The sequence below is a fragment of the Fodinicola feengrottensis genome (assembly GCF_039530045.1).
Classification (GTDB): Bacteria; Actinomycetota; Actinomycetes; order Mycobacteriales; family HKI-0501; genus Fodinicola; species Fodinicola feengrottensis.
On the sequence record NZ_BAAANY010000020.1, the window covers coordinates 329,347 to 342,937 of the forward strand.

The following is a 13,591-nucleotide window of genomic DNA, read 5'->3' on the forward strand; positions in this document are numbered from 1 at the left end:
GCACGACGGACCGCCGAACGGGGCTTTCCGCGCGGCGACCCGGATTCCCTTCCGGACCCACTACTGAGCTGCCTGTTATCAAGGATAAAGTCGCCGGTGGCCGTACCGCGCGAAGCCGGAAAGGACGAACAGGGACCAGCTATGCCGAACCCAGCCGCCCGTACGGCCGTCGGCCCGATGACCATCGTCGCGGCCGCCCAGTGGGGTCCCCAGGAGCACCGGATACATGAGGACAAGCTGGCGTACGGCTTCCTGCCCGCCGCCACCCGAGCCATCGTGTCGCTGACCCGGTGGGAACCCGCGCGGCGCGCTCTCTTCAACGCCACCGAGTCGCGGGCGAAGGGCCTGTGGGCGGAAATGCTGTGCCGTAAGCGGTATGTCGACGACAAGCTCCGGGCCGCGGTCACCGCCGGCGTGGACAACGTCGTCATTCTCGGCGCCGGCCTGGACACTCTCGCCTATCGCCGTCCTGTCCCAGCCGGTACGGCGGTTTTCGAGGTCGACCAGCCGGACACCATCTCGTACAAGAAAAAAGCGGTGACCCGGGCGCTCGGGAAGATGCCGGCCACGGTGACGCTGGTGCCGATCGACTTCCAGAAGGAGAACCTCCGCGAGGTGCTGACCGCGCACGGCTACCGGTCCGGCGGCCGGACCTTCTTCGTCTGGGAGGCGGTCACCCAGTACCTGACCGAAGACGCCGTCCGGAGCTGTTTCACCTTTCTCTCCCAGGCATCGGCTGGCAGCGAGCTGGTTTTCACGTACGTCCGCAAGGACTTCCTCGACGGCATCACGCTCTACGGCGCCGAGGGCGCCTACTTGGACTTCGTGATGAAGAACCGTCTCTGGCAGTTCGGCATGAACCCGGACCAGGTCGAAGGATTTCTCGCCGACTACTCCTGGATGGTGAAAGAGCAGCTGGGCGGCAAGGAGTTCACCGCCCGCTACGTCGCACCATCTGGAAGTAGGCTGCCGGTGACCGATATCGAACAGTCTTGCTACGCGGTGAAGAGCTGATCAGCTCAGGACCACCTCCAGCTGCTGGCCGGCGGCCACGGTAACCTGGCTGGCCAGCGTGATGTCCACCCGCGTCCCAGTCACGGTCTTCTGCGCTACGGCGACCGGTTGACCCGCGAGGGTCACCGCGACCGTCGTTGCGGCGGTGGCGGTTTCGAAGGCCAGCGAGGAAAGTGTGACCTGCCCGTAGCGGACCTGGACCTGACAGGTCTGCGAGGTGGCGTCCCGGAGTTGGCGATAGGAACCCCAGCCCTGCGCCGCCGTGAACGCGGTCTGGAATGCCTCCGGGGTGATTTTCGGCGCGAATCCGAGATGACCGCGCGGCCCGTGGTACGCATACCCGGACGCGGCCAGGAAAACGGCGTGGCTCGCCATCGCCCGGGAATAGTGGTCCCCGCACTCGATCTCGTTGTAGGGGTTGCGTTTCACCGCGTCGTAGCGGGCATGCACCGCATTCACCACCGACAGGGCCTGCGACACCAGCCCCTCGGCCATCATGTGCGCCGCCGCCTGGTATTCCTGGCCGGTCCACACTTCGTTGAAATACCAGCCGATCCAACCGCCGCCGGCGTCCGGGCTGACGCCGTGCGGCCACACCGACATGATCATCCCCGGCTCGTTCTTCGCCGCGTACGTCCGCGCACCGCTGCCGGCCGGACTGGTGCTGAGGTAACCCACCGGGTCCGCGATGAAGTTGTAGCGGAACAGGTTCGCCAGCGCTGTTTGCGCCTTGTCCGCCGGGAAAACCCGCGGCAGGTCGAGTTGCGAGGCATACATCTGCCCGAACATCTGGTCGATGTAGCTGCCCCAGTTGCTGCTGTGCGTCTGGCCGTGCGAGGTGTCGGGTTTCTGAATGTAGTAGCCGTACTGGGCGTTCCACATGTTCGTGTTCAGGTAGTTGCTGCCCGCGGTCGCCAGGGTCGTGCACTGGTTCGCGTACGCGGTATCGCCCATCTCGGTCGCCATCGCCGCCACCGCCCGCAGGGCGGCGATGTAAAGGCCGCTGATCCAGGGAATGACGCCGTACCAGTCGTCGTCCAGAGTGGTGTGCTGCTTTCCTTCCAGGATCCCGTTGTTATTGCCGTCCTGACCGATCAGGTAGTTCATCGCGACCTTGATCGTCGGCCAGTTTCGCTGCAGGAAGCTGGCATCCGGGGCCATCTGGTGTTCGCGGTAAATCCGCAGCATGGTGCCGCAGTCGCCGTCGGCCGCCGTGGTCATGTCGTACTCAGCCCGGAAACCCATCGCGCCGGTGTCCGGGTGGAAGCCGACTCCGAGATCCACCCGCTCTCGGGTATCCCTTTCCAGCGACGGGAAAAGCCGGGCGATGGACTGCGCGTACGACCAGACGTGCTCGCAGGTTCCGTCGCAGGAATACACGCCCTCGAAGGCGTAGAAACGGCCACTGCCGAAGTGGTAACAGGTCGAGGTGGCCGCGGTGGACGCCGGGCTCATGGTTCGTTGCAGGAACCAGTACGGCAGCGTGGAGCTGTCATAGACGGCGTCCACCCACGAGCGGGTCGTCGCCTCCAGCCGAGCCAGGTCTGTGCCAAGATAGCCGGCGATCGCCTGCGCGGAGCCAAAGCGGCCGGCGTAGTGGTGGGTGAGTGTGTCGGCGTCCGCCAGCAGCGCGAAAAGGTCCCGCCGGGGCACCGGAAACCGCCAGGTGACCGCGAAACGTACGGTCGCGGATGCGCCCGGCGCGAGCGTGACCGGCACCCGTACGGCACCGACCGGCCCGGCCTGCCCGGGAGCGGTGTCGGCCGTTCCGTCTGGTGAATCGAAAATATCGTCCACCGTCGCCGACCGGCTGAGCGCCGGATGCGCGTCGGCGCCGGCGGCGAGCGCGGTGATCGCGAACGTGCCCTGGTCGGGGATACGACTGAAAACCTGGGTCGGCGGCTGGTCGGTCTGCACGATGTAGTCGACGTTGATGTGCGCCCACCCGCCCTGCGCGTTGTCGACGATCTGCAGGGTCGCGGTTTGTCCCTGATATCCAGCGAGGCTGATGACGCGCGGCTTCAGGAGTTCGGTGTCCTCGCCGGTAACCGAGCCAATCACCGTGCCGTTGATCAGGACATTCACGCAAGCGGTGCCGGGTTTGTTGCCACCGCCCACCCGCAGGGACAGATATTGCCGGCTGACGGTGAAAGTCCGGCTGAGCATGCCGGTGTACGAGTCAAAATCACCGCTGTTGGACCGATAGTTGTATGAGGTCACCCAGTTCGCACCGTGTGCGTTGAGGTCGCCGAAGCGTTTCATTCCGTCCGGCACCGAAGCGACGGCCACTGGCCCGGCACCAAACGCGTTCCCGGTCACCGTCCATCCCGCGTACGTGCTGGATTCGAAGTCATCGACGACGATGTCCGCACGGGTGTCGGTGAAGCCGAGGTAGTCGACGTTGATGTGCGCCCACGCGCCCTGCCGCGAGTCGACGATCTGGATGGTCGCCGTCTGTCCTTTGTGGGCGGACACGTCGATGTACTGCTCTATCAACGGCTCGGTGCCGTCGCCAACGCCCGCGCCGGCTCCGGTGACCGAGCCGATGACCGTACCGTTGACAAGGACGTTGACGCATTCCTGTCCAGGCCAGTTGCCGCCGCCGACCCGCGCTCGTACGAAATCGCGGCTGATCGTGAAGGGTTGGCTGGTCAAAGTGCCGGTGTAGGAGTCCGGATCACCACTGTTGGCGCGATAGTTATACGACGTCACGATGTTCGTGCCGTTCGCGTTGAGGTCACCGAAGCGCTTCATCCCGTCCGGCACCGAAGAAGCCGCCACCGGTCCGGCGCCGAAGGCCGTCCCGGTCACCGTCCAACCAGCGTACGTTCCCGCTTCGAAGTCCTCGAAAAGAATGTCCGGCGCGTGGTCCGTGAAGACGATCTGGTCGACGTTGATATGTGCCCAGGCGCCCTGCCTGGAGTCGACGATCTGAATAGTGGCCGACTGTCCTTTGTGGGCGGACACGTCGATCCACTGGTCCACCATCTGCTCGGTGCCGTTTCCGGTCCCAGGCGTAGATCCGGTGACCGAGCCGACGACCGTGCCATTCACCACCACATTCAGGCATTCCTCGGCCGGCCAGTTGCCGCCACCGACCCGGGCCCGGACGTAATTGTGGGAAATCGTGAAGGCGGCGCTGGTCAGCGTCCCGGTGTACGAGTCAGCGGTGGCCAGGTCCCCGCCGGCCGCGATGAAGTTGTGCGAGGTGACGAAATGCGTACCGATCTGCTGGAAATCGCCGAAACGCCTCAGGTAGGCCGGCGTCGATCCAACGGTCACCGGGCCAGCGCCGAATGCCGTTCCGGTCGCTGTCCACCCCACATAGCGAGCCGTTTCGAAGTCCTCAAAGACAAAGTCACCCGGGTCGGTGGCACTGAATTCCACCCCGGCGCCACCACTGACGGTGAAACCGCGGCCGTGCAGCTGGACCGGCTGCGTATTGCGGCTGGCCAGGCACACCGGCGCCTCGCTCCACCCGGCCAGGGTGACGGTGACCGGCTGCGTCGAGGTGTTCTTGACCGTGTACGCCATCACCGTCGCTGGCAGCTCGGAGTCGTCGACGTTGGTCGGCACGTACGGGCTGAATGCCTCCAGCGAGACGCTGACCGGCAAACCGCCGGCTGGGTAGTCGACGTGGGCGAGCGGATAGCGACCGGTGAAGGTGATGCCGGCCGGGTCGAACCCGGTGGAGTCCAGCGCCCGGGTCACCGTCTGGCCGGCCGACACCGTACGAATGACGAAGCCTTGCCGGAACCGCGGCGCGTACGTGGTGCGGTCGAGGTAGGACGCCGGCGCGACATAGTGCGGGCCACCGCAGTCGTTGGCGCCAGGCGCGACCAGCGTGGGACCGTTGTCGATGTCCCACCACCACAGCCGGCCGTCGCCGCCGAGGTAGAGCTGCCCGGTGGTGATGCCGCCAACCGGCATGCCGATGTGCGCCAACGCGGCCCCGGACCAACTTGTCGGCACGCCGCGGTCGGTCAACGCCTTCGCGGTCACCGCGTCCAGCTCGGCCGGTGCGCCGATCCGCTCGATCTGGTCAGGCCGCGCCGAGAAGGCGGCGGCCACGTCGGCTCGACTGGCCAGAATCCCAAAAGCCGCCGCCGACAGCGACGAGGTGAGGAACGCCCGCCGTGAGACCGCGCCGATGGGCAGTCGCGCACCCTTCGGGCCGTCGCAACAGTACGGGTCGTTCGGCTGAGTCGGATCCATGACGGTCGGCCTCCTGAGAAAATGCGGGACAACCACGCTAGAAATCGTTTTCCGCGCGTGGAGGCTAGCCGCCGGATGGCCATCGGGTCAACGGCTGTCGGGGCGGCTCGGGAAATCCCACACAAGACCATCGTCCAAGAATGGGAAAGCAGACTTCGGCCCCGAAAGGGACGGCCGTCAGCAATTCCGGCGTTGGATTCACTCATTCCAGCGCGGCAGTCGATGAGCACGCGACGTGTGCAGTGGCAGCAAAAGTGTGGCCTTGGCAACCTCAGCCCTCGAGGAGGGCCAGGTCTGCCGGGGTGAGGGTGCCCGACACCAGCAACGCGGTGATCAGATTGTGGTTCAGCGCGTTGCCCACTGGTGGCGGGACTTCCTCTTCCAAAAGGCCGGGTGTGATCGGGCTGAGCCGACGCCGGACCTTACCGACGACGTGCCCGAGCCGGCGGACGCCCCATTCTTCGGTCGGCCGCACCTCCGCCAGCTCGCTGGCGACCTGTCCCCACGTGAGCGGCTGCGGTTGGGGGTCGGAGCGCAGATAGCGTTGACTCAGACAGACCAGCACCAGCTTTTCCACCGGACTGAGAGAATGCGCGTCCGGATCGATCGTGTTCAGCTCGTACGCGGACGCCGGGTTGGTGCTGGCGCGACCGGCGACGCGGACCTCCAGGAGGTGTTCGCGCCGCGGTCCGACAATGAACAACGGCGTGTACGCGACCGGCAGGTGTTCGCGGTGGCCGCTCAGCAGCAGGCGCGGCCCGGGAAAGCAAATCGGCATCCGACCCACGTTGTCCACGACCCAGCCGGATCGCTCGTACGTGATGTAGCCGTGCTCGCGGCTGACGTGCGGATCGTCGGCACCGACGCAGACGTGCACCGCAGGATCGTTGCGGCCGAAAACCACCCGGAAGCCGGCATCCGGTGCGACGCTCATCCCGCCATTCACGCCGAGCACGAACAGCGTGCCGGGCGCGGCCGGCGGCAAGCCCCCGGCGAGGCTGCGGGCGTCTTTCGGCAGCAAGGTCACCTTGCTCGACGATCCCGGGATGGACAGCGTCATGAATGCAGGCTAACCGCCGCCATCCGGGAGGGGTCCCGATTCAGGTGTACGTGTAGCCGCTGTCCTTGCCGCTGCCCTGTTGACCGGAGACCCCGTCGACACCGGTGGTCACCTGGAAACCGTCGACCAGGACTCGGTGCTGGATCTCCCCCGGCGGGAAGCCATACGTCAGCTGCCAGGTGTTCTTTCCCTTCCCAGAAGGCAACTTCACCACTTGCCGCCACGGCAGCCTGACGTTCTTCAGGGTCATCGCCTGCCCGTTCACGGTGTACGTGACCGAAGTGAGCGCGACGTTGCCGGTGAAGTAGAACTCCAGCGTGTGCACGGCCGCCGGCGAGGCGGTCGGTTTGGGGGTGGGTTTCGGGGTAGGCGCTGGCTTCGGCTTCGTATCGAGGGCGTAGAGCGTTGGGACGCCAATACCGGCCGCCAGCACGACCGCGCCGCCGATGCCGCCGAAAAGCAGCGCCCGCCGGCTCATCCGCCGACGCGGTGGCATCTCGACCGCCATCCGCGGACCTATCGCCCTTTCCACCGGCGGATTCTGGGCCTCGCTCGCGCGCCGATCGATTTCGGTCACCACGGCTGGCGGCAGCCAAGACGACCCGCTGGACCTGGTCACCGAGGCCAAGTAGCTGGTCAGCTGCACCGCCGTCGGCCGACCGGCCGGTTCCCGGATCATGCAGTTGGCCAGGAAAATTCGCAGGTTTTCGTCGGCAATCCCTACCAGTGGTGGGACTTCGTGGTCGATCCGGAACATCTTCACGTGCGGCGGTCCCTCGCCGAACGGCTCCATCGCGGTGCAGGCGTACGCGAGGGTGGATCCCAGCGAGAAGACGTCACTGGCCGGTCCGAGCGCTCGGCCGCCCACCTGCTCCGGCGACATGAAACCGGGTGATCCAGCTGGCAGCGTCGGTCCGGAGATTTCCCCGCTCGGGCGGGAAATACCGAAGTCGATCACCCGCGGACCGTCCGCGGTCAGCAGCACGTTCGACGGTTTCAGGTCCAAGTGGGCAACCCCGGCCGCGTGAATCGCGACCAGCGCTTCGCCCAGGCCCGCCGCCAACGGCCACACCGCGGTCGGCGGCAGCACGCCGAAATCCCGTACGGCATCACGCAAAGACACCGCCGGCAGGAACTCGGTGACCAGCCATGGGACCGCCGCATCGGGGTCGGTGTCCACCAGCGGCGCGGTGAAGGCGCCGCCAATGGCCTGAGCGGCCCACACCTCCCGACGGAATCGGTCCCGAATCTCCGGATCGGCGGCGAGCACGGGATGCACCACCTTGACCGCCACCGACCGGCCGGCCGGCGACCGTCCCAAGTAGACAGTGCCCATGCCGCCGGCACCGATCCGGGCCAGCACCTGGAAACGGCCGACCGAGGCCGGATCCCCGAATTCAAGGGCTTGCACTGGCGGCTCCCACGGGCGTCGGCGGGCTGATGGCTTGCACGGACCCGTCCCGGGTCCCGATGAACACCAGCGCGCCGGCGGCGACCGGCCCACCGTTGTGCATGACGTCAGCGGCGTAAGTCCACAGGACCCGCCCGGAGGTGGCATCCAGCGCGTACGTCATCTTGTCAGTGCCCGCAACATAAAGCATCGTCCCGGTCAGCGTGAGCATATTGCTCGTACCAGCCACTCGGCCCTCGCCGTGACCGACCTGCTGCGACCACACCAGCTCGCCGGTACGCGTCCGAAGCGCCCGGACCTGCCCATCCGGTCTGGTGGTGTAGAGAATTCCGCTGCCGCACTGAAATCCAGATGTGAGGTCGTAGTCGGACCGCTGCCAGACATGCTGGCCGTTGTCGGCGCGAAGCGCGTGCAGGGTTCCCTGCTTGTCACAGACGAAAACCATCGCATCACCGGCCAGCGGGAAAAGCGCGTCAGCGATCTGGTACGACCATTTCTTGCGGCCAGTGCTGGCCTCCAGCCCCACCAACACGTCCTGAAGAACGACAACCACCCCGGCCGTCGTGTCGATGCCTTCCTTGGCCCCGAAGTTGGCCGTCCACAGTGGACTTCCGCTGGACACGCTCAGGCCGTGCGTACGCTCATATCCGAAGCAGGCCACCGATCCGGCGACGACGACATCGGAATCCGGGTAGTCGGGCTCACCCACGTACGTCCACGCGGTCGCGCCGCTGGACGCGTGGATGGCGGTCAGCAACTGCAGCTGGGTGGCATCGGAGGTATACGCCAGATCGCCGGTGGCCGAGCCCCGCGAGCCGGCCCGCGACCAGCGCTGGCGACCCGTCGCCGGGTCCAGTGCGTGGATGGTCTTGTCGATCCACACCAGCACCAGCCCGCCGGCCATCGTGACCACGTCAGGAAAGTAGCCACCCAGCCGTACTGTCCACTTGAGACTCGCCAGCGGCACCGACACCGAGGGCAGCGCCCTGGCTGCCTCGGTCGTCGACGGGGCCGGCTGCCGAGCGCGGTGCTGGGTGGTCGCGAGCCCGACCGCGACACCGCCGGCCAGCACACTCGCACCGACCGCGCCGATGACGAAACTGCGCCGGCTCAGCGGGCTTCGGGGCGCCGGCGGCGCCGGCACGATGGTGGGATCCACCGTTGGCAGACCCATCACCACGGGATCGGCCGTCGGCTCGCCGGTCAGCACCGACAGCTGCCCGACCGGCGGCGACGGCGGATGCCGGGCCAGCGCCGTCCGCCGGTCAATCTCCTGGGCCACCGCGGCCGGCAGCCATCCGGTGCCCTGCAACGAAAACTGACTCGGGCCGAGCTGTGCGAGCACCGCCTCAGCGCTCGGACGCTGCCGCGGATCCAGCCGCAGGCACTGGGAAATCAGCCGATGCAGGTCGCCGTCGGTGACACCGCTCAGCTCCGCCCTGCCGGCGGACACCCTTTCCATCCGGTCCTGCCAGCTACCGGCACCGAAAACCTCCGTGCCGGTAGCCGCGTACGCCAGCACCGCGCCAAAGGTGAAAATGTCGCTGGCCGGCCCGATCCGGACGCCGGCGATCTGTTCCGGCGAGGTGAATCCAGGCGTACCAACGAAAGCGCCGGGTCGGGTGATCGAGGTCGCGTCCTCCGGGGTAGCGATGCCGAAGTCGATCACCCGCGGCCCGCCGGCGGTCAGCATCACGTTCGACGGCTTGAAATCCCGGTGCACCACGCCGGCCCGGTGGATCGCCGCGAGCGCCTCGGCCATCCCGGCCGCGAGGGCCCGTACGGAGCCGACCGGCGCCCCACCGAAGCCGCGGATCGCCTCGTCCAGGGACAGTCCCGGCAAGTACGCGGTGACCAGCCAGGGCGGGGTCGCGTCCGGGTCGGCGTCCACCACCGGGGCGGTAAAAGTGCCGCTCACAGACCTCGCGGCGCGGATCTCGCGAGCGAACCGGCGGCGGTATTCGGGATCGGTGCCCATCCCGCGCACCACCTTGATCGCGACCAGCCTGCTGCCGGGCGTACGCCCAAGGTAGACGACGCCCATGCCGCCCATCCCCAACCGGGCCAACACCCGATAGGCGCCCACCCACGCCGGATCCCCCGGTTCCAGCGGCTGCACAACCCTGCCTCTCGGCTCGACCCCATCTGCTCCCGGACAGCCAACCACGAAGCAGCTGGCTGCATCTGTATTTATGTCGACACCATCGGCTCACCTGACTAATCTGCTCTGGTGTCCAGCCCCGAGTCAGACAGAGCGTAGCCACCGGCCATCCGGTGGCCACTGTCCCTGACCATCACCACCGGAACGCCGGTCCTCGCGCGGCGGCCGCTTCGTACCCGGCTGCCTTCCTGTCAATGAACGACTCAGGCCGTGTTTCCCAGCGTCAACTTGGAAACACGGTCAGTTGCGGGGTTTCGTGATGCCTTTTGCCCTTTACCGCTCGGACTGGCGGTCTTCACGCAGGGGACGTCCGAGTTCATGCTGTCCGGCCTGCTGCCGGAAATCGCCGCTGACCTGCACGTCTCCCTGTCCGCCGCGGGGTTGTTGACCTCGGCGTACGCGCTGGGGATGATCGTCGGCGCGCCGCTGATGGCGGCTTGGAGCGGGCGCTGGCCGCGCCGCCGTGCGCTGGTCACCTTCCTGGCCACCTTTGTCCTCGTACACGTCATCGGGGCTCTGACCAGCAGCTATGTCGTGCTGCTCAGCACTCGTGTGGTGGGCGCGCTGGCGAACGCTGGTTTCTGGGCCACTGCGCTCGCGGCCGCCACCACGCTGGTCGCGCCGAATGCCAAGGCCCGGGCCACCTCCATCGTGGTCGGCGGCGTGACTGTCGCGTGCGTCGCCGGAGTTCCCGCCGGCGCACTGCTCGGCCAGTACGGCGGCTGGCGGGCCGCTTTCTGGGCCGTCGCGCTGGTCTCGGTGCCGGCCGTTTTCGCGATCGTACGGGCAATCCCGGCCGATCACGCCCCGAACAACCGGGGCAGTCTTGGGAAAGAGCTGCGCTCACTGGCAAACTCCCGACTCGTGGTGGCTTTGACGTTGGGCGCTCTCGTCAACGGCGCGACCTTCTGCTCTTTCACCTATTTGGCACCGATTTTGACGAATGTCACCGGTTTCGCGGTCGGCTGGGTGCCGGTCATGCTCGCGCTGTTCGGACTCGGGTCCTTCGCCGGTGTCAGCATCGGCGGCCGGATCGCGGACGTACGGCCGCATGCGCTGCTCGCCGTCGGCGGCTACGGCCTGCTCGTCGGATGGGCGGTTCTCGCGCTGACAGCGGAAAATCCGCTGGTCACCGCGGTGTTGGTCTTCGGCCTCGGCGCGTTCGCGTTCGGTACCGGGTCCACTCTGGTCTCCCGGGTGCTCTATCTGGCGACGGAGGCGCCGACGCTGGGCGGCGGGTTCGCCACCGCCGCGCTCAACGTCGGTGCCGCGGTGGGACCGTGGCTCGGCGGGCTGGCCCTCGCCACTGGGCTCGGGTTTGGGTCGCCGCTCTGGATCAGCGCGCTGCTGATGGCTTTGGCGGTGGTGCTCAGCGCCATCGTACGGGCGCGGGTTTAGAGGATTTTTCTTACCAGCGCGAAGCTTTCCTCGATGGCCCGGCGAGCCGCCGGCACGCCGGGCATCGTCAGGAAGCCGTGGATCATCCCGGCGAACTGCAGTTCCTCGACCCGCACGCCGGCGTCCCTCAGCGCCGCCGCATAGGCCACCCCTTGGTCACGGATCGGGTCATACTCGGAGGTGACCACGACGGCCGGTGGCAGCTCGCCGAGCCGGTCGAACAGCAGCGGCGAAATCCGCGGATCCGTCACGTCCGCGGGACCCGTCAGATAGGCCTGCCCGAAGAGTTTCAGGGCCCGCCGATCGAGCAGGTAACCGTCCGCGAACATCGGTCCGGACGGGTAGCGGCGAGAAACATCGGTGGTGGGGTAGAAAAGCACCTGGGCGGCGATTGGTGGCCCGTCATCGAGCAACTGCTGGCTCACCACCGCGGCGAAATTGCCGCCCGCGCTGTCGCCGGCCACCGCCAGCCGGGCCGGATCGGCGCCGAGCTCGTCGAGGTTGTCGGCGACCCAGCGGGTCGCGGTGAGCGCGTCTTGCACTCCGGCCGGAAACGGGTGCTCCGGCGCGAGCCGGTAGTCCACCGACACCACGACCGCATCCACCTGTTGGCACAGCGCGCGGCACGGACTGTCGTGGGTGTCCAGATCACCGAAAACCCAGCCACCGCCATGGAAATACACGATTGTCGGATGCGGCCCGGGGCCCTGCGGACGGTAGATCCTGATCGGCAGGTCGGCGCCGATCGTACGATCCTCGACGCCGCCCACCGGCAACCGGTCAGACACCGGTTCCACGACGCATTGCCGCCGGTACGCGGCGCGGATGTCGGCCACCGAAGCACCCTCAGTCACCAGCGGTGGCATGTCCTGCATCGCGGCCAGAACGGACGGCTCGACGGGCATCGGCTGCTCCTCTCGTTACCTCTGACCATAGCCGGCGGCACCGACAGGAACGCTCAGCTTTTGGGCAGCGTCGAGTCCAGCATGCGCGCCCACTGCCGGACGATGCCGGCGCGGCGCGCGCTGTCGTCGGTCAGCAGGTTCCCGAGACCAAGTCCGCGGAGCAGGTCCAAGGTGGCTTGGACTGTTTCCCGGACGCCGGGCGTGTCCGGCACACCGAGCATCCGGATGACCGCCCGATGCGCTTCCCGGCCGAGCTCGGCCTCCAGCGACACGATCGCCTCGCGCATCTGCGGTTCGGCGGCCGCGGCCACCCAAAGATGCAGCGCCGCCCGAAAAAGCTGACCGGTGTAGAGATCAGCGAGCAACTCCATCAGTGCCTCAGTCCGCCGACTCCCGGCCCCAAGAGTAGCTGCCTGCCGGCCGATCTCCTGCATCCGTACTTCGCTGACATACCGTACGGCGGCCAGGAAAAGTTCTTCGCGGGTAGGAAAATGATGCTGCGCCGCTCCCCTGGACACCCCGGCTCGCTCGGCCACCACGGTCACCGTGCTGCCGGCGAAGCCGCGCTCGGCCAGGCATTCCACGGCCGCTTCCAACAACCGCTGCCTGGTCGCCCGGCTGCGATCCTGCTGCGGCTCCCGTACGGCCGGGCTGCCCATCAGCCGGCCTCGGCGGCCCAGCGCGGTGGCCTTCGCTGCAGAAATGCCTGCATTCCCTCGGCGGCCTCGGCAGAGGCGAACAGCCGCGCCGACTGCTCTTGTACGCGGTCTCCCTCACTATCCATTGTGGACAGCACGGATCGGGTCGTCAATGCCTTGGATTCCGCCAAACCCTGCGGCGAGCAAGCTCGTAGTCCGGTCAGCACGGCCTCGGTCTCGGCCCCCGCGTCCTGCGCCGCGACCGTGACCATGCCGATCCGGGCCGCCTCGGCCGCTCCGAATTTCTCGCCGGTGAGGAAATAGCGCGCGGCCGCCCGTTCGTCCAAACGCGACAGAGTGGTCAACGAAATCACCGCCGGCGCGAGCCCGAGCCGCACCTCGGTAAAAGCGAAAGTGCTGGCCGGGCCGGCCACCACGATGTCGCAGCCACCGATCAGACCGAGCCCGCCGGCCCGTACGTGACCGTCGATCCGGGCCACCACCGGCTTGGGCATAGCGACCAAACTCCGCATCAGCGCCAGCATTCGCCCAGTGCCGCCGGCGGGGCCGCCCTGACTTGCCTCTTTCAGGTCCACTCCAGCACAAAACGTGCCGCCGGTGTGGGTCAGGACCACCGCTCGTACGCCAGGATCCTTTGCCGCCGCGGCAAGGTGACCCTCCAGGTCGGTCATCAACCGGCTGGACAACGCATTGCGGTTGGCCGGCGAATCCAGCGTCACCGTGGCCACCGCGCGGTCCACCTCGCAATGAACCAGCTCGTCTGACACG

Annotated in this window: 9 protein-coding genes; 2 read left to right on the top strand and 7 right to left on the bottom strand. The window is 67.4% G+C overall.

Annotated features, from left to right (window positions below):
* Positions 1–96 precede the first annotated feature (96 nt).
* Entirely contained in the window at positions 97–1,014 is a 918-nt protein-coding gene (locus ABD301_RS25690) for an SAM-dependent methyltransferase (protein ID WP_344313048.1), read from the top strand.
* Here ABD301_RS25690 and ABD301_RS25695 read toward each other — a convergent pair whose 3' ends face one another.
* The 4 genes from ABD301_RS25695 to ABD301_RS25710 all read right to left on the bottom strand — a co-directional run bounded on the left by ABD301_RS25695 (position 1,015) and on the right by ABD301_RS25710 (position 9,819).
* On the bottom strand, positions 1,015–5,229 hold the full coding sequence (locus ABD301_RS25695) for a GH116 family glycosyl hydrolase (protein ID WP_344313049.1): 4,215 nt from the start codon (positions 5,227–5,229) through the stop codon (positions 1,015–1,017).
* 271 nt (positions 5,230–5,500) lie between these two features.
* The gene (locus ABD301_RS25700) at positions 5,501–6,289 is read right to left on the bottom strand and encodes an FHA domain-containing protein (protein ID WP_163566824.1); all 789 of its coding nucleotides are present in this window, start codon (positions 6,287–6,289) and stop codon (positions 5,501–5,503) included.
* A 40-nt stretch (positions 6,290–6,329) separates the two neighbouring features.
* Positions 6,330–7,700 carry a serine/threonine-protein kinase gene (locus ABD301_RS25705; RefSeq protein WP_344313050.1) on the bottom strand — a complete coding sequence of 457 codons (1,371 nt, stop codon included), beginning with the start codon at positions 7,698–7,700 and terminating at the stop codon, positions 6,330–6,332.
* Positions 7,687–9,819 (bottom strand): protein kinase domain-containing protein, encoded by a 2,133-nt coding sequence (locus tag ABD301_RS25710; RefSeq protein WP_344313051.1) that lies wholly within the window; start codon positions 9,817–9,819, stop codon positions 7,687–7,689. Before ABD301_RS25710 ends, ABD301_RS25705 begins: the two co-directional genes overlap by 14 nt.
* 360 nt (positions 9,820–10,179) lie before the next feature.
* Between ABD301_RS25710 and ABD301_RS25715 the strand changes: the two genes are divergently transcribed.
* Positions 10,180–11,259 carry a Cmx/CmrA family chloramphenicol efflux MFS transporter gene (locus ABD301_RS25715; RefSeq protein ID WP_425551980.1) on the top strand — a complete coding sequence of 360 codons (1,080 nt, stop codon included), beginning with the start codon at positions 10,180–10,182 and terminating at the stop codon, positions 11,257–11,259.
* Here ABD301_RS25715 and ABD301_RS25720 read toward each other — a convergent pair.
* Genes ABD301_RS25720 through ABD301_RS25730 form a run of 3 tightly spaced genes read right to left on the bottom strand, consistent with a single transcriptional unit; the run spans position 11,256 to position 13,590 of the window.
* Positions 11,256–12,164 (bottom strand): alpha/beta hydrolase, encoded by a 909-nt coding sequence (locus ABD301_RS25720; RefSeq protein WP_163566820.1) that lies wholly within the window; start codon positions 12,162–12,164, stop codon positions 11,256–11,258. The genes ABD301_RS25715 and ABD301_RS25720 overlap by 4 nt on opposite strands.
* Positions 12,165–12,217: 53 nt before the next feature.
* Positions 12,218–12,823, bottom strand: coding sequence for a TetR/AcrR family transcriptional regulator (locus ABD301_RS25725; RefSeq protein WP_163566819.1), 606 nt, complete (start codon positions 12,821–12,823; stop codon positions 12,218–12,220).
* Positions 12,823–13,590, bottom strand: a complete 768-nt coding sequence (locus ABD301_RS25730; RefSeq protein ID WP_344313052.1) for an enoyl-CoA hydratase family protein — start codon at positions 13,588–13,590, stop codon at positions 12,823–12,825. Before ABD301_RS25730 ends, ABD301_RS25725 begins: the two co-directional genes overlap by 1 nt.
* Position 13,591: the final 1 nt, after the last annotated feature.